Below are 15933 nucleotides of genomic sequence, written 5' to 3' on the forward strand. Positions count from 1 at the left end.
TCTCCTTTAGGCTGCAGTTAATTTCTTATGTAGGTAGCTTCCAAGTTTTCGTGCTCCAAAGTTAAAGATCAAAATAAAGATGAGGAGCACTGCTGCAGAACCCGCTGAAACTAGAGTTCCATCAGGAATGGTTCCTTCACTGTTGACTTTCCAGATATGGACAGCCAAGGTTTCTGCTTGACGGAAGATTGAGATTGGACTGGTTACGCTGAGAACATTCCAGTTAGACCAATCAAGAGCTGGTGCAGATTGACCTGCTGTATAGATAAGAGCAGCAGCTTCACCAAAGATACGACCTGATGCAAGCACAATTCCAGTCACAATGCCGGGAAGAGCTTCAGGAATCACGACATGAAGAACTGTTTCCCAACGAGAGAGTCCAAGTGCCAAACCAGCTTCACGTTGCGTATGGTGAACGTGTTTCAAACTGTCTTCAACGTTACGAGTCATCTGTGGAAGATTGAAGACTGTTAGAGCCAAGGCACCAGAAATAATAGAAAATCCATACTCAAACTGGACTACAAAGATGAGGTAACCAAAGAGTCCCACAACTACGGATGGTAGAGAAGACAAGATTTCAATACAGGTACGGACAAAATTTGTAATACGGCCTTTTTTAGCATACTCTGCTAGGAAAATTCCAGCACCCATTGATAGAGGCACAGAGATAAATAAGGTAATCACTAAAAGGAAAAAGGAATTATAAAGCTGAATCCCAATACCACCACCTGCTTTATAAGAAGATGATTTTCCTGTCAAGAATGACCAAGAAACATGTGGCAAGCCTCGAACCAAGATATAAAGAATCAAGGAAGCTAGAATGGTCACAATGATTCCTGCGATGGTGTAGAGGACAGCTGTAGCAAGTTTATCTAATTTCTTAGCGTGCATAGTTTTTCTTTCCTCTCTCTTTTGTAATCAATTTAATGACACTGTTAAAGGCCAAACTCATCAAGAGCAATACCAAGGCCAGTGACCAAAGAACGTTATTATCAACAGTTCCCATGACAGTATTTCCGATTCCCATGGTCAATACAGAAGTCAAAGTCGCTGCTGGTGTCGTCAATGAAGTTGGGATAACTGCTGAGTTACCAACCACCATCTGAATCGCAAGGGCCTCACCAAAAGCACGCGCCATCCCGAAAACTACTGCCGTAAAAATACCTGAGCGGGCCGCCTTCAAGGTTACGCGCCAGATGGTTTGCCAGCGTGTTGCACCCATAGCTAAACTGGCTTCACGGTAGTGACGAGGCACCGCACGTAAGCTATCTGTGGTCATGAAGGTTACAGTCGGCAAAATCATAACAAAGAGAACGAAAATTCCTGATAAAATACCGAAACCTGTTCCACCAAAGACAGTACGTACAAATGGTACCACGACCTGCAAACCTATAAATCCATATACTACTGAAGGAATCCCAACTAAGAGTTCAATAGCAGGTTGCAAAATCTTAGCTCCTTTTGGAGACACCTCTGTCATAAAGACTGCTGCACCAATGGCAAATGGTGTCGCGATCAGAGCTGATAAGATGGTAACGATAAAGGAGCCCAAAATCATTGGTAGGGCACCAAATTGTTTCCCAGAAGGATTCCAAGTCTGTCCAAATAGAAAATCAAAAATGTTGACTCCATTGACAAAGAAGGTCGATAAGCCTTTCTGAGCTACAAAGATCAAAATCATAGCAACGATGATGACAATCAAAGAAAGGCAGGCAAAAGTTAACCCTTTTCCTAATTTCTCAAGACGAGAGTTCTTTGACGGAGAGAGCAATTTTTTAGATAATTCTTCTTGATTCATTATTGTCTCCCTTCTATTGCTGTCACAGTACCTGCAGCATCTTTTTCAACTTTCATTTCCTTGACAGAAATATAGCCCATTCCTTTTACGATTCCATTCTGAGCTTCATCTGAAAGGACAAAGTTTAAGAATTCTGCAACTAATTCATTTGGCTCACCAAGAGTATACATGTGTTCATAAGACCACAATGGCCAATTATTAGTGGTAACATTCTCCGATATTGGCTCATAACCATTAAGTTTAATCGTCGCTACTGAGTCATCAACATAGGCAAAGGCTAGGTAGGAAATGGCACCAGGTGTTTGAGAAACAATAGATTTAACCATTCCGTTAGAATCTTGTTCCTGACTTTGAATCGCTGACTGACCATTCATAATCACACTGTCAAAGGTAGCACGAGAACCTGAGCTAGCAGCTCGGTTGATAATAGAAATTGCTAAATCCTTACCACCAACTTCTTTCCAGTTGGTAATTTCACCTGTAAAAATTTTGCGAAGTTGTTCTGTCGTAAGATTATCAACATCTACTTCTTTGTTGATGATAACAGCTATCCCCGCAACAGCTACCTTGTGGTCAACTAAGGCTGTTGCATCAATACCATCTTTCTCTTCCGCAAAAACATCAGAGTTGCCAACGTCTACTGCTCCTGACTGGACTTGAGACAGACCTGTACCAGAGCCTCCACCTTGGACATTAACTGTTTTTCCAATGTTGGCAGATGCAAACTCATCTGCTGCCGCCTCGACTAAAGGTTGGAGGGCAGTTGACCCAACGGCAGTCATAGACTCCCCGCGATCAATCCAACTTGCACACCCGGCTAGCAAACCAGCAAGTAAAAGGGTTGCAAGAGAGAGGGTGAGTTTTTTTAATTTTTTCACTATTTGTCTCCTTGAAAATAATGATGAATAGCTTGGATTTACGTCCTTAATTTCTAATATTTTCACAATAAATCCATACTTCCACTATAACATAGAATACCGATTTTGACTAGTTTTTCACCTGAAATCTCAAGCCTTTAGGAAAGTAGTTCTTCAAGGTATTTCCGGTTACTTTTGCAAATCCTAGACCATTTCCACCAACCAAAACTTGGTACCAACCATTACTAAAAGCTTGCTTTAATTGAACCGTTTCACCTGCTACGTATTTAACGAAGTCTTCTTGAGGAATTTCAATCGTTTGCTTGACTTGACTCGGTTTCAAAGCTAATCCTAGAGCAAAACTTGGCTCAAAGCGTTTTTTCTTAAAAGTCCCAAGATGAAGACCATTACGAGCTATCTTAAGTTTACCAATGTCTGGTAGGACTTCTGGTAAGAGATAAAGTTGGTCCCCAAAAACTTGTAGGACTCCCAGCAGTTTTTCTTTTAAATGCTTCTTCTCAAAATCCTGCCACAAACTCAACTGTTCACGACTGAGATTCGTCTTAGAAGGCTTGAACTTCCCAGGCTTGTTTTGTCCCTTAAACTGAAGATGGGCAACAAACTGACCTTCACCCTTAAAGTGATGTGGATACATCCGAGCTGTTTCAGGCAAATCGATACCTGGAACCATACCATTGATGTGTTCGATTGGAATCAATTCAAAATCATAGCTATCTAAAAGCCAGTGAATGATTTCCTCATTTTCTTCTGGGGCCCAAGTACAAGTAGAATATACAAGTCGACCTTCATCAGCCAACATGGTAACAGCATCTTCTAAAATCTCACGTTGTAGACTAGCGCATTGACTAGGATAATCCTCACTCCAATAATCCATAGCATCTGGCTGCTTACGAAACATCCCTTCTCCTGAGCATGGCGCATCTAAAACGATCAGGTCAAAATAGCCCTTAAAGACCTTTGCTAAACGGTCTGCAGATTCGTTGGTTACAACGACATTCGTCGCACCAAAGCGTTCCATATTTTCAACCAAGACTTTCGCTCGTTTGTTTGAAATTTCGTTGGAAACTAAAATACCCTCACCAGCTAGATAAGCTGCCAGCTGGGTGGATTTCCCACCTGGTGCTGCTGCTAGATCTAAAACCTTCATGCCTGGTTTTGGCTGGGCTACTTGTGCGACCATTTGTGCAGCTGGTTCTTGAGAATAAACCAAGCCTGTTACATGTTCTGCTGATTTCCCAGAAATCTTGCCATAGTAGCCCCAAGGTGTATTTGGAATAGCATCCGAAAAAGAAAGTTGGCTTTCTTTTAAAGGGTTGATACGAAAAGCAGAAACAGGCTCTTCATCAAAAGAGGCAAGAAAAGCTCTTGCCTCATCTCCCAAGATTCTTTCGTATTTTTTTACAAATCCATCTGGAAATTGCATTTACCTTTATTTCCTTTCATAGATATAGGATTGAATCTCATCTATCATCTCGACTGGCACCATCATAACGGCTTGACGTGTTTCGAAATCGACTTTCTCACCAGCAATTGTAAGAACCTTATAACCCAAACTTTCACCTAAAATACTTGCAGCTGCATAATCCCAAGGTTGTAAATAAGTGATATACGTTAAAAGTCGACCGGAAAGAACCTTTGCAAAACTAATAGCGGCACTGCCATAAACTCGTGTACCAAGGGCCGCATTTCCCAAGTCAGCCAAGCCCCATTCGTTAGTCGCTAACATTCCAGAATTACCAGCCACCAAAAATTCTCTCAAGGGTTTCTTTTTAAATGGAGGTAAAAGTTCATCATTGCGACAGGGTGGGAAATCTCCTCCACCATGGTAGCAATCACCCTTCACAACATCATAGATAATAGCAAACTTACCAACCCCATCCTCAAAATAGGCCAGCATCACAGCAAAGTCTTCACCTTGAGCTACGAAGTTGTTCGTTCCATCAATGGGATCAATAATCCACACAGAACCTTTCCCTACTGCTGCACGCAGACAGCCTTCTTCCGCACAGAATAGATCATTCGGATAACGAGAACGTATTTTCTCAATAAGTAAGGCTTGAACTTCTCTATCTAACTTCGTTACCAAATCTGTAGGCGAAGATTTTCTCTCAACTTCGAGTTCTTCCTTCATATTCTCGAGAATGTATTGCCCTGCTTCCTTGACAATTTCTTTGGCAAATGTAAATTTATTTTCCAAGTGCAATCTTCCCTTCTCCTTTTTCTTTAGCCAATTGGACTGCACGGTAGAAAGAATATCCGCTAACTGATTCAAATTCACGTCCCAAACGCTTTTCTTCGCTCTTACTTGGAACGACTGACTTGAATACCTTGTAGGAATCTAATAGTTTCTTAGCATCTACCTGTGTCTCATAGGCAGCTTCAACATCATTAAAAAAAGAAAGCACTGAAGCAAGTTCTTCAGTGCTCCACGACAAATCTAGTGGGTAACTATACTGTTTATTCATCTAATTAATACCAGCTCTCAAGGTAGCTTCTTTCAATTCTTGCTTACGGTAGCTACGAGGAAGAAATGCACGAATCTCATCTTCATTAAAGCCAATCTGCATACGTTTATCATCAATGATGATTGGACGACGCAAAAGACTAGGATATTGCTCAATTAAATTAAGCAACTCTGTCACCGAGATACTTTCCACATCGATATTTAACTTTTGGAAAATTTTTGAACGAGTTGAAATAATGTCATCGGTACCGTTTTCGGTCAAGGAAAGAATGTGTTGTAATTCTTTTCTTGTTAAAGGACTGGTCATAATGTTGTGCTCTTGGAAAGGCACCTTATGATTATCAAGCCAGGCCTTTGCCTTACGACATGATGTACAACTCGGTGATAAAAATAGTGTAATCATGCTATTCTCTTCTTTGCATACTTTTCTAACTCTATTATACAAAAAAATAAAGCGCTTGACTAGTTATTTCCATAAAAAAACCTACTTTTTAAAGAAAAATAGGTTTTTCCTACAATTTTTTAAAACAATTTTATGCATTTATTCTTTTTTCGGTAATTCTTTCCAACTAAGGAGATACATGAAGCCAAAAAGCAGTTCATACAAGCAGAAAAATAGGAGAAAGGCATGCAAGAAATAATTCTCTGGTAGGATGAGAATAACTGGATCTTTTGCAGGATCAAACAGCCAGCTATCATCACCTACAAAAAGTATCTGATGGAATAAAGTAAAGAACTGTTCAAATCCAATGAAAACACCAACTAAACCAAGAACCAAAGGTAGAGAAAGCATAATCAAAAGACCTCTGCGATAAAGAGACAGAAAACCTTTCTGAATGACTTGCTTCCAAAAAAGATAAAAAATCGGTAGAGTAACTATGGCTACTCCTTGAGTCAGATGGAAGAGTCCCTTCACAACCACAAAATGATGGAGCCCTGAGGCAGACGAAGGAAAATCCGGCATTTCCAATACTCGACTCAATGGATTGGTTAAATAATCCATCAAAACATTGAAGTTATGCTGGATAGTCTGAGTTTGGAAAGGAACACGACTGGTCAGATTTAGCCAAGAAATTTCCAGAGGGTAAACCAACCAAGCCAGGTAAATTGTCAACAAAATGGCAAGAGAAAGAAGAAAGAACAGACTTCCTACAAAAGTAAACTTAGTTTTCATCGAAATTCCACTCCGCAAGACTTGAAAGCACATGGGTTGGGGCGATTGGTAGATTTGGCACTTCTTCAGGTTTTGTAAATCCTGTCGTCACCAAAAGGCTTGGAATCCCATTGTCAATACCAGCTCGAATATCAGTCAGATAATTATCCCCGACCATGACAATTTCTTGACGCTTAAGTCCTAAATGTTCAACAGCCTTATCCATGATGATAGCATTTGGCTTCCCAATATAAACAGGCTTGACTCTTGTTGCTACTTCTAACAAAGTAATGATTGAACCTGCACCAGGTAAAAGACCGCGCTCGGTTGGAATGTTCAAATCAGGATTGGTACCAATAAAATGAGCACCCTTATGAATAGCTAAGGTTGCAGTAGCAAATTTTTCATAGTCAACTTGCCAGTCCAAACCTACAACCACATAGGCTGGATTTTCTTTATCTTCAACATAACCAGCTGCTTTGATCGCTTCCTTGAGCCCTGCTTCTCCAATTACATAAACAGTCTTTTCAAGACCTAAATCATTCATGTAATCAATAGTCGCTAAGGTTGCAGTATAGATTGTCGATACAGGCGTGTCAATATTAAACTGATTTGCCAACATTTCTTGAACACTTTCAGGTGTACGAGTAGTGTTGTTTGTTACAAAAAGATAAGGAATTTCCCTTTTCTGCAACTCATGTACAAAAGCTTCTCCCGCTGGGATTCTATCTTTTCCTTTATAAATTGTACCGTCTAAATCAATTAAATAGCCTTTATAAGTCATATATTACTTTCTAATCTGTGTTAATTTCTTGCCAAATTATCTTTGCCTGAGCATTGATGTCGCCATCACTTGTGACTTGGTGATTACTTTCTAGCCCATTCAATTCGTAACTAGAAGTAATCATACCACCTGGTCGAACTTCCTTGACATACTTGAGGTTGATTTTTTTAGGGATATGATTGGTTAGGAAATCTGCCCCCATGACCTCAAAGACCCAATCTAGGTATTTGCTGTTATTGACATGGCCATTCATATCCAAGTCGTAAAAACGAACATGGTAGTCTTTTCTTATCGCTTCTTCCAGCTCAGCGTATTTTGGTCCACGAAGGAGTTTCTTAGAAAACTCAGATTGATAAGGAGCGACAATTTCTGGTTCTACAGGGTGGACCTTCCGACTCTCACGATCCATAAGGACAAAGGTAGCTACCATGTGAATAATTTCTTGACCAGCTTCATCATAAATAGTAAAACGGCGGTAGCAAAAAAGACGGTTATAAGTCAAGGCTTCTGTTTCGATTGTAATCTCCTCAGCAAAACGAGGCAAACGGACTACATCAATATCATAGTCCGTGATAATCCAGACTAGATTATACTGTTCTAAAACATCCTTGTCACTTACTCCCAATTCAATTGACTGCATTCCTGATACCTGCAAAGATAACAAGATCACATCTGGTAGCTTGATATGACCATTCATGTCAGCCATATCAAAAGGAATTTTCATCTTCATTTGATAAGTTAAGCCCATAATTCTACTCCAATATAAATCTTTCTGCTACTGTATCTCCTAGAAAGAGACCTTTCTTTGTCATTCGTATTTGTTGACCTTCTACTTGTAAAAGCCCCTGATGGCACAAATCTCTTACGACTTGACCATATACATCTTCAAAAGACCTAGCAAATTTTTCTTCAAATCGTGTCATGGAAACACCAGACTTCTTACGAAGGCCAAGAAACATCTCTTCTTCCATCTGCTCTCGCAAAGTTAAATGTTCCTCTGTAATTCGGGCATTTCCCTCTTCTACTGCCTTCAAATAATGGCGGATAGGCCCATGATTTTTATAGCGAACACCATTGACATAACCAGAAGCACCAGCACCGATACCATAATACTCGGCATTATCCCAATACATGAGGTTATGACGACTTTCAAAACCTGGTTTTGAAAAATTTGAAATTTCGTAATGCTCAAAACCAGCACGCTCTAATGCAGCAATGATATATTCGAACATTTCAGCTTCTACTTCTTCTTTAGGAAGCGGTAATTTCCCACGTCTCATGCGATTCATAAAGACCGTATGATTTTCCAAAATCAAGCTATAGAGACTCATATGGGGAATGTCCAAAGCAATGGCCTTGGCAACATTATCCTTGACTTGTTCCATAGTTTGACCAGGAAGAGCGTAAATCAAATCAATGGAAATATTATCAAACCCTGCTAACTTGAGACGATCTATATTTTCATAGATATCTTTTTCCAAGTGGCTTCGACCAATTTTTTTCAGCATTTTATCATCAAATGTTTGAACACCTAGTGAAACACGATTGACAGCTGAATTCTTTAAAACTGCAATCTTGTCCTCATCTAAATCACCAGGATTGGCTTCGATGGTCAATTCTTCTAAAACAGACAAATCCAAATTTCTAGTCAAACCATCTAGCAAAGTCTCTAATTGTAAAGCTGATAAGGCTGTCGGTGTCCCTCCTCCAATATAGAGAGTACGCAACTTTTGAATATCGTAAGAATTAAACTCTTGCAGTAAATGCTCTAGATAGCTATCTACCGGTTGATTTTTTATAAAGACCTTTGAAAAGTCACAATAATAACAGATTTGTGTACAAAAGGGAATGTGCACATAAGCTGATGTTGGTTTCTTCTGCATAGTATTTATTATACCACAAAGACTTATCTCAAGAAAAAAATCACCATTCCTGATTCTTTGAAAATCAAGAATAGTGATTTCTATTTTAATCTTCTTCAATTTCGATAACGATTTCTTGACCGTCTTCTTGGTCTTCAACAACTACTTTTTCTTCCAATTGCTCCTTGAGATTGTTCAAGGTCTCTTTTGAAGCTTCAGTCGCTTGTTGAGCTAAAGATTTAGATTTTTCAAGAACTGAATCAAAGGTAATTTCACCTGATTCTACTTGTTCTTTTGTCTTTAGAACAAATTCTTTGGTTTGCTCTTTGACGTCTGTCAATTTTTCAAGAGCTTGTTCTTTTGCATATTCAGGATCTTCTTTCAGATCTTCAATAAAGTCTTGTGCTTGACTAGTAACTCGCTTCCCTTTTTCACTTGTTAGAAACAAGGCAACAGCCACACCTGAAACAGTCCCTAAAAGGATTGATGATAATTTACCCATGAGTTATCTCCTTTTTATTTTTTAAAAAATTTACTCGCAACACGAATGGCAGACAAACCTGCACTAGTCTTTAACGTTTTTGAACCTGCAGATGATGCTTTTTTACCCAACACACGTGCCTGCTCATTTAAATCAGAAACAGAAACAGAAAGGTCTGCAACAGCAGTAAAGAGTGGATCAATGGTTGCAACTTTGACATTGATATCATCAGCAAGAACATTGACCTTGGCAAGAAGTTCGTTTGTGTGATGTAGAGTAACATTTACATCTGAAGTTAAGGTTTTAACAGTGTTTTCAGTTTCATCGATTACACGTCCAACTTTTTGAAGTGTAATAATCAAATAAACGATAAATACAATCAAGGCGATAGCCACAAGAATATAAGCAACTTCTAACATTTTAATTCTCCTTTTTTACATTATAAAATGGTGCTTTTTTCCGGTTTTGATAAACAATAATATAAATTCCAAGACCAATTAAGAAGACGGATAACAACTGAGATACTCGAATTCCTAAGAACATGAGACTATCTGTGCGCATGCCTTCGATAATCATACGCCCAAATCCATACCAAATTAGATAAAAAGCTGTGATATGACCACGACGAATTCCCTTTAATCGGCGTCTAAAAATAACAATTAAACTAAAACCAATCAGGTTCCAAATGGACTCGTACAGGAAGGTTGGTTGACGATAAGAACCATCAATATACATCTGATTCTTAATAAAACCAGGTAAATAATCAAGGTTTTCTACAACTGCTCCGTAAGCTTCTTGGTTAAAGAAATTTCCCCAACGTCCAAGACTCTGGGCAATCAAGACACTTGGTGCTGCAATATCCAAGAAATCCCATGTATTAATCAGCTTTCGATCCGCAAAGATGTAAAGTACAGTAGCACCTGTAATTAAACCACCATAAATAGCGAGACCACCATTCCAGACAGCAAATATCTCTCCTAGATGTTGACTATAATAGTCAAATCTAAAAATGACATAGTACAGTCTCGCGCCGATGATTGACAAAGGAAAGGCAATTAAAATAAAATCCAAAATATCTTCCGATAAGATATTCTTTTTAGGCGCTTCTTTACTTGCTAGATATACCGCTAAGATAAGGCCGGAAACGATACAGAGTGCATACCATCTAATAGCTAGCGGACCAATTTGAAAAGCAACTGGATCAATCATGAGTCACCTCGTTCTTTTCAATTAATTTCGTCAATCTTTCTTCAAACAGACGCGTCGCATCAAAGCCCATGTCTTTTGCACGATAATTCATAGCTGCCGCCTCGATAACAACAGAAATATTGCGCCCTGTTTTAACTGGGATGCGGATACGTGGAATGGTAACTCCAGAAACTTCTAGTTCTTCAGCATTATTCCCTAAGCGATCAAAGGTCTTATGTGTATCATAATTTTCCAAATAAACAGCTAGCTGAACTTGTGAAGAATCCTTAACTGCACTGGCACCGTATAGACTCATGACATCGATGATCCCTACTCCACGAATTTCGATCAGATGTTTCAAGATTTCAGCAGGTTCTCCCCAAAGTGTCATCTCGTCCTTAGAATAGATATCTACCCGATCATCTGCGACTAAACGATGTCCACGTTTTACAAGCTCAAGACCAGTCTCACTCTTACCAATACCACTATCACCTTGAATGAGAACACCCATACCATAGATATCCATTAGGACCCCATGTACACTTGTACGTTCAGCTAAGCGGGAGTCCAGATAACTAGATAGTTCTCCAGACAAACGACTGGTTGCTGTACGACTAGTTAAAATCGCAATTTTACATTCTCTAGCAGCCTTCAACATTTCCTCTGGAACCACCAAACCACGGGCAACGATGACCGCAGGTGTTTCTGGTAAGAACATTTTTTTCAAGACATCGTAACGATTTTGAGAAGGCATAGAGACTAGGTAAGACCACTCCTTCATCCCCAACAGTTGGATACGCTCTGGAGTGTAGTAATCAAAATAGCCTGTCATTTCAAGACCTGGTCGCGTTATATCTGCAGTATTGATTTCCTTTTCCAGTAATTCAGGTTCGCCATAGACAATGTCCAGTCTAAGCTTCTCAATTACTTCTTTTACTGAAACCGACATATATTCCTCCTTCAATTGAGTTCTCTTACTATTATATCAGATTGTAGGAAGAAGTTTCTGATTTTAACAGTATTTAAGTCATTTATTTGAAAAAGAAAAAAGACTAGATAAGTCTAGCCTTTCATTTTAAATTAGAATTTTTTACGTTTACGAGCTGCTTCTGATTTACGTTTACGTTTTACAGAAGGTTTTTCATAGAATTCACGTTTGCGTGTTTCTTGAAGAGTACCAGCTTTAGTAACCGCACGTTTGAAACGACGAAGTGCATCGTCAAGAGATTCATTCTTACGTACTACTGTTTTAGACATTTTTTTCACTCCCTTCAAGTTCAAGATCTATTCTATTCTACATGCAAAATGAATAAATGTCAAGAGGAAACTAAGTTTTTTATTCTTCATAATGATTAATAATATAGTTCACCATCTCCTCCATATCTGCTTGAGATAAAGGTAGTTCCCAGTTTGTTGTTTCCATTTTAAGAAAAGCATCACTGACTTTAGTTATTGTATAACAATCTTTAAAAATTGGAATTTTTTTAGATTGTTCAAATAAGATGCCTATTCTATCATATAAGACGTGAAGATTTTTATTTTTATTTGGATCAATATCAAAAGACTGTAAAGAGATTAGTATATCATTTCCTTTATATGACAAATCAATCCACATATGATTTGATAAATCATATGGTCTAGATAATCTACTACCCGAGGTGTACTTTTTATTTCCTACACCTCCTGAATATTGATTTCTTGTGTTAAATGGTTTATCTTTTGACTTAGTAAAAAGATAATTCCCTTCATTATCTTTCTTTTTTGTAATGAAGTCTATTATTCTGTTTCTTTCTTCCGTTCTAGCGCTCTTATATGCTTCTTTTATTTTTAGAAATTCTTCTTCATTCATGTGTCCTCCTAAAGTGAAGTTGAAGTTTTATATGTCTAAAACCACTCACCCAAAAGAGCAAGTGGTTGCGAATTTATTTTTTCAACAAGCTAAGGGCAGCTGCATCCGCGATAATAGTCACATCTGGATGATTTTGCAAGCTACTTGCCGGAAGGCTTTCAGTTACTGGACCTTCAACAGTTCCTGCAATGGCTTCTGCTTTTGATTCACCATAAGCAAAGAGAAGAATGGATTTAGCATCTAAAATATTTTTAATTCCCATTGAGATAGCCTGAGTTGGGACATCTTCAATCTTGTCAAAGAAGCGAGCGTTTGCTTCAATAGTAGACTGATCAAGATCTACAAGATGGGTTTGACTATCAAATGGAGTTCCTGGTTCATTAAAGCCAATGTGCCCGTTTCGACCAATTCCCAGAATTTGTAAATCGACTGGATGATCAGCGAGAATTTGATTATAGCGTTCTACTTCTTCTTCAGCATTGTCTTTGACACCACGAGGTAAAAAGCTTTCTTTAAACGGCTTTTTATTGAAGAGATTTTCTTGCATAAAGTATCGATAAGATTGTGGGTTATCGCCATCAAGTCCTACGTATTCGTCCAAGTTTACACTAGTAAGATTTGAAAAATCAAGGTCACTCTTAACGATTTCCCCATAAAATTCAAGTGGACTGCTACCGGTCGCAAGCCCCAATGTTTGTGCACCGTTTGCTAACTTTTCTTTTAAAATTTCAAAAGCTACTTTTCCACCTTCTTCAGGATTTTTCACTTGAATAACTTTCATAATTGTTCCTCCATATTTCTTTATTTTATTATATGGTATAGACCAATTTTTGTCAAGTGAAAACGGTTTAATATTTTAAATTTTATAGAATAATGTAAAGTTTAGGAAATACATAAAAGAGGCTTTGCTCATAAGAGCAAAGCCTCTTCTTTTAGAACTAAAATTGTAAGTTTAACACCAAAATATTGATGTCTTCGTAATTTTAGTCTTCACGTCTTTTTGGTTTTGCAACTAAACCAAGTCCTACTAGACCAAGTGCTGCACCTAGAGCAATTACTCCAGCTGTAGACTGCTCACCAGTATTTGGCAATTCACGACCTTTAGGCTTTTCAGGAGTTGGTGGCGTTACTGGTGGAGTTGGTGGGGTTACCGGAGGGGTCGGTGGGGTTACTGGTGGGGTTGGTGGGGTTGGTGGGGTTACCGGCGGGGTCGGTGGGGTTACCGGCGGGGTTGGTGGGGTTACCGGTGGAGTTGGTGGGGTTACTGGCGGGGTCGGTGGGGTCACCGGTGGGGTTGGTGGCGTTACCGGAGGGGTCGGTGGGGTCACCGGTGGAGTCGGTGGGGTCACCGGTGGGGTTGGTGGCGTTACCGGAGGGGTCGGTGGGGTCACTGGTGGAGTCGGTGGTGTCACCGGTGGGGTTGGTGGTGTTACCGGAGGGGTCGGTGGTGTCACCGGTGGGGTTGGTGGCGTTACCGGCGGGGTTGGTGGTGTCACCGGCGGTGTTGGTGGTGTCACCGGCGGGGTTGGTGGTGTCACCGGTGGGGTTGGTGGCGTTACCGGAGGGGTCGGTGGTGTCACCGGTGGAGTCGGTGGTGTCACCGGTGGGGTTGGTGGCGTTACCGGAGGGGTCGGTGGTGTCACCGGTGGGGTTGGTGGCGTTACCGGCGGGGTCGGTGGTGTTACCGGAGGGGTCGGTGGTGTCACCGGTGGGGTTGGTGGCGTTACCGGTGGGGTCGGCGGTGTCACCGGTGGGGTTGGTGGTGTTGGCGGTGTTACCTTGTTGTTAAACTCAGTATCTTCCGGCATTTGTGAAGTAAGAGTCAACACTTTACCATCCTTAGTTACAGTAACTCCAACAGTCGCTACCATCTTATCGTACTCAACTCCAGCCTCTGTACCTTTCACTTCTTCTACATGATAAATATAAGTACCTTCTTGACCACGTTTGAATTCAAGAGCTGAGAACTTGATCTTACCTTCAGCATCATTGCTTACAGTTTCAATCACATTTCCATCCTTATCTTTGAGTACAAAAGTAAACTCGCCTGCCTTCAGTGCACGGCCTTCCAATTTCTTAGTGAAGTTGAATTCAACTTTAACTGGAATATTTACAACACGTTTTTCAGTTGGTTTTTCTGGTTTTTCAACTGATTTCTTAGTTGGATCGTATTGGTGAACGATTTGAGAAGCTGTATTTTCAATATCTACACCTTCCTTAGCAGTATCCTTGATTCGTGCAAGAATATCAAACTTGTAGTAACGTCCAAATGCTAATTTAGCAGTGTCGATTACTTGAGTATCTTCCGCATCTCCAAGTGACTTGGTCAAATCAGCCTTAGATGTAGCAGTAATTACACCATCTACAATTGAGATATCAAACTTAGCGGTTACATCTTCACCAGTCACTGAATCGTAAGCTTTAATATCAACTAGATGAACATCCAAGTTTTCACTGTCATATTTATCTGTAATTCCAACAGATTGAATATTGTGAGCTTCTGTGAATTTAGTTGTATCCAACCAGACTTGGTAAACAACCTTATCACCTTTGTGGAGTGTTTGAGTATTGATATTTTGTGATTCATTATTATCAACTTTGTCCGCATATGGGTCTTTGTTAGTATCAGCTACTTTATCAGTCAACTCTTTGTCATCGTCGAGAAGTTTAGTTCCAGTAATATCAAATTTCTCTTCATTAAGAATATATTTTTCTGGGTTAAACTCAGGCGTTGATGGAGGTGTCACACGGTTGTTGAACTCTTTATCCTCAGCATCTGTTACTGTCTTAACAAGTGCTTTAGCAGTTCCATCGTGCTTCACTTCAACAGTTACTTCAGCCTTCATAGTATCATAAGTAACCGTAGAGTCAGATCCTTTAACTTCTTCAATTGTGTACTTGTAAGTGCCTTCTTCGCCTTTCTTGTACTCAATGGCTTTAAACTTAACGTTTCCGTCTTTGTCGTTTTGAACTGTTTCGATTTCAGTACCTTTAGAGTCCTTCAATACGAAGCTGAACTCACCAGCTTTCAACTCACGACCTTCCAATTTCTTAGTGAAGTTGAATTCGACTTCAATTGGAACTGAGTTGACACGTTTTTCAGTTGGCTTTTCTGGTTTTTCAACTTTCTTTGTAGATGGGTTGTAGTAGTTTACAATTTGCGCTGCTGTATTTTCGATGTCTACTCCACCTTCAACGTCTGTTTTAACAGTGGCTGGGATATCGAATTTATAGTAGCGACCAAACTCGAATTTAGTTGTGTCGATGATTTGTGTATCGTCTGCGTCTCCAAGTGACTTAGTGAAGCCAGCTTTAAGAGTTGCGGTCATAACACCATTTTCAACCTTAATGTCGAACTTGTCAGTCACATCAGCGCCAGTTACTGAATCGTAAGCCTTAATAGCTGAAGCATCTACATCAACCTTAGTTTCATCGAAGTCATCAGAAATACTTACTGATTGGATGTTATCCTTGTT

At 39.7% G+C, this 15933-nt stretch carries 19 protein-coding genes; all 19 read right to left on the reverse strand.

The window, feature by feature from the left end:
- Positions 1 to 6: 6 nt before the first annotated feature.
- Positions 7 to 891 (reverse strand): phosphate ABC transporter permease PstA, encoded by an 885-nt coding sequence (pstA, locus tag ACVC7R_RS02320; protein WP_447263360.1) that lies wholly within the window; start codon positions 889 to 891, stop codon positions 7 to 9.
- Entirely contained in the window at positions 881 to 1798 is a 918-nt protein-coding gene (gene pstC / locus ACVC7R_RS02325) for a phosphate ABC transporter permease subunit PstC (RefSeq protein ID WP_251937100.1), read from the reverse strand. The genes pstA and pstC overlap by 11 nt, the downstream gene beginning before the upstream one ends.
- Positions 1798 to 2676 carry a phosphate ABC transporter substrate-binding protein PstS family protein gene (locus ACVC7R_RS02330; RefSeq protein WP_447263361.1) on the reverse strand — a complete coding sequence of 293 codons (879 nt, stop codon included), beginning with the start codon at positions 2674 to 2676 and terminating at the stop codon, positions 1798 to 1800. The genes pstC and ACVC7R_RS02330 overlap by 1 nt, the downstream gene beginning before the upstream one ends.
- A gap of 109 nt (positions 2677 to 2785) precedes the next feature.
- A complete protein-coding gene (locus ACVC7R_RS02335) occupies positions 2786 to 4099 on the reverse strand; it encodes an RsmF rRNA methyltransferase first C-terminal domain-containing protein (RefSeq protein ID WP_447263362.1) in 1314 nt (437 codons plus the stop codon).
- 6 nt (positions 4100 to 4105) lie between these two features.
- Positions 4106 to 4873: an inositol monophosphatase family protein gene (locus ACVC7R_RS02340; protein ID WP_447263363.1), complete on the reverse strand. Its 768-nt coding sequence runs from the start codon at positions 4871 to 4873 to the stop codon at positions 4106 to 4108.
- Positions 4863 to 5141, reverse strand: a complete 279-nt coding sequence (locus tag ACVC7R_RS02345; RefSeq protein WP_447263364.1) for a UPF0223 family protein — start codon at positions 5139 to 5141, stop codon at positions 4863 to 4865. Before ACVC7R_RS02345 ends, ACVC7R_RS02340 begins: the two co-directional genes overlap by 11 nt.
- Positions 5142 to 5543 carry a Spx/MgsR family RNA polymerase-binding regulatory protein gene (locus ACVC7R_RS02350; protein ID WP_447263365.1) on the reverse strand — a complete coding sequence of 134 codons (402 nt, stop codon included), beginning with the start codon at positions 5541 to 5543 and terminating at the stop codon, positions 5142 to 5144.
- Positions 5544 to 5681: 138 nt separating this feature from the next.
- Positions 5682 to 6314 (reverse strand): TIGR01906 family membrane protein, encoded by a 633-nt coding sequence (locus tag ACVC7R_RS02355; protein WP_447263366.1) that lies wholly within the window; start codon positions 6312 to 6314, stop codon positions 5682 to 5684.
- Positions 6304 to 7077, reverse strand: a complete 774-nt coding sequence (locus tag ACVC7R_RS02360) for a TIGR01457 family HAD-type hydrolase (protein ID WP_447263367.1) — start codon at positions 7075 to 7077, stop codon at positions 6304 to 6306. Before ACVC7R_RS02360 ends, ACVC7R_RS02355 begins: the two co-directional genes overlap by 11 nt.
- Before the next feature lie 10 nt (positions 7078 to 7087).
- Positions 7088 to 7825 (reverse strand): acyl-ACP thioesterase domain-containing protein, encoded by a 738-nt coding sequence (locus ACVC7R_RS02365; RefSeq protein WP_447263368.1) that lies wholly within the window; start codon positions 7823 to 7825, stop codon positions 7088 to 7090.
- Between the two features lie 4 nt (positions 7826 to 7829).
- Positions 7830 to 8960 carry a radical SAM family heme chaperone HemW gene (gene hemW, locus ACVC7R_RS02370; protein ID WP_447263369.1) on the reverse strand — a complete coding sequence of 377 codons (1131 nt, stop codon included), beginning with the start codon at positions 8958 to 8960 and terminating at the stop codon, positions 7830 to 7832.
- A gap of 85 nt (positions 8961 to 9045) precedes the next feature.
- Positions 9046 to 9441 carry a YtxH domain-containing protein gene (locus tag ACVC7R_RS02375; protein WP_447263370.1) on the reverse strand — a complete coding sequence of 132 codons (396 nt, stop codon included), beginning with the start codon at positions 9439 to 9441 and terminating at the stop codon, positions 9046 to 9048.
- A 14-nt stretch (positions 9442 to 9455) separates the two neighbouring features.
- The gene (locus ACVC7R_RS02380; protein WP_447263371.1) at positions 9456 to 9839 is read right to left on the reverse strand and encodes a DUF948 domain-containing protein; all 384 of its coding nucleotides are present in this window, start codon (positions 9837 to 9839) and stop codon (positions 9456 to 9458) included.
- A 1-nt stretch (position 9840) separates the two neighbouring features.
- Positions 9841 to 10629 (reverse strand): prolipoprotein diacylglyceryl transferase, encoded by a 789-nt coding sequence (lgt, locus tag ACVC7R_RS02385; protein ID WP_447263372.1) that lies wholly within the window; start codon positions 10627 to 10629, stop codon positions 9841 to 9843.
- A complete protein-coding gene (gene hprK, locus ACVC7R_RS02390) occupies positions 10622 to 11557 on the reverse strand; it encodes an HPr(Ser) kinase/phosphatase (protein WP_447263373.1) in 936 nt (311 codons plus the stop codon). Before hprK ends, lgt begins: the two co-directional genes overlap by 8 nt.
- Positions 11558 to 11688: 131 nt before the next feature.
- Entirely contained in the window at positions 11689 to 11865 is a 177-nt protein-coding gene (rpsU, locus tag ACVC7R_RS02395) for a 30S ribosomal protein S21 (protein ID WP_000048054.1), read from the reverse strand.
- 79 nt (positions 11866 to 11944) lie between these two features.
- Positions 11945 to 12457, reverse strand: a complete 513-nt coding sequence (locus ACVC7R_RS02400) for a hypothetical protein (protein ID WP_447263374.1) — start codon at positions 12455 to 12457, stop codon at positions 11945 to 11947.
- 73 nt (positions 12458 to 12530) lie between these two features.
- Positions 12531 to 13238, reverse strand: a complete 708-nt coding sequence (locus ACVC7R_RS02405) for a glucosamine-6-phosphate deaminase (protein WP_447263375.1) — start codon at positions 13236 to 13238, stop codon at positions 12531 to 12533.
- A 202-nt stretch (positions 13239 to 13440) separates the two neighbouring features.
- The coding region (locus ACVC7R_RS02410) for an SspB-related isopeptide-forming adhesin (RefSeq protein ID WP_447263376.1) at positions 13441 to 15933 on the reverse strand (2493 nt) is incomplete at its 5' end.

Source organism: Streptococcus sp. Z554, assembly GCF_053010305.1.

Bases quoted from the DNA above. Each gene is read 5' to 3' on its own strand.
- ACVC7R_RS02400 (WP_447263374.1), bottom strand. From the start codon at position 12,457: ATGAATGAAGAAGAATTTCTAAAAATAAAAGAAGCATATAAGAGCGCT.
- ACVC7R_RS02380 (WP_447263371.1), bottom strand. From the start codon at position 9,839: ATGTTAGAAGTTGCTTATATTCTTGTGGCTATCGCCTTGATTGTATTT.
- rpsU (WP_000048054.1), bottom strand. From the start codon at position 11,865: ATGTCTAAAACAGTAGTACGTAAGAATGAATCTCTTGACGATGCACTT.
- ACVC7R_RS02355 (WP_447263366.1), bottom strand. From the start codon at position 6,314: ATGAAAACTAAGTTTACTTTTGTAGGAAGTCTGTTCTTTCTTCTTTCT.
- pstA (WP_447263360.1), bottom strand. From the start codon at position 891: ATGCACGCTAAGAAATTAGATAAACTTGCTACAGCTGTCCTCTACACC.
- hprK (WP_447263373.1), bottom strand. From the start codon at position 11,557: ATGTCGGTTTCAGTAAAAGAAGTAATTGAGAAGCTTAGACTGGACATT.
- ACVC7R_RS02350 (WP_447263365.1), bottom strand. From the start codon at position 5,543: ATGATTACACTATTTTTATCACCGAGTTGTACATCATGTCGTAAGGCA.
- hemW (WP_447263369.1), bottom strand. From the start codon at position 8,960: ATGCAGAAGAAACCAACATCAGCTTATGTGCACATTCCCTTTTGTACA.
- ACVC7R_RS02375 (WP_447263370.1), bottom strand. From the start codon at position 9,441: ATGGGTAAATTATCATCAATCCTTTTAGGGACTGTTTCAGGTGTGGCT.
- ACVC7R_RS02345 (WP_447263364.1), bottom strand. From the start codon at position 5,141: ATGAATAAACAGTATAGTTACCCACTAGATTTGTCGTGGAGCACTGAA.
- ACVC7R_RS02365 (WP_447263368.1), bottom strand. From the start codon at position 7,825: ATGGGCTTAACTTATCAAATGAAGATGAAAATTCCTTTTGATATGGCT.
- ACVC7R_RS02405 (WP_447263375.1), bottom strand. From the start codon at position 13,238: ATGAAAGTTATTCAAGTGAAAAATCCTGAAGAAGGTGGAAAAGTAGCT.
- lgt (WP_447263372.1), bottom strand. From the start codon at position 10,629: ATGATTGATCCAGTTGCTTTTCAAATTGGTCCGCTAGCTATTAGATGG.
- ACVC7R_RS02360 (WP_447263367.1), bottom strand. From the start codon at position 7,077: ATGACTTATAAAGGCTATTTAATTGATTTAGACGGTACAATTTATAAA.
- pstC (WP_251937100.1), bottom strand. From the start codon at position 1,798: ATGAATCAAGAAGAATTATCTAAAAAATTGCTCTCTCCGTCAAAGAAC.
- ACVC7R_RS02335 (WP_447263362.1), bottom strand. From the start codon at position 4,099: ATGCAATTTCCAGATGGATTTGTAAAAAAATACGAAAGAATCTTGGGA.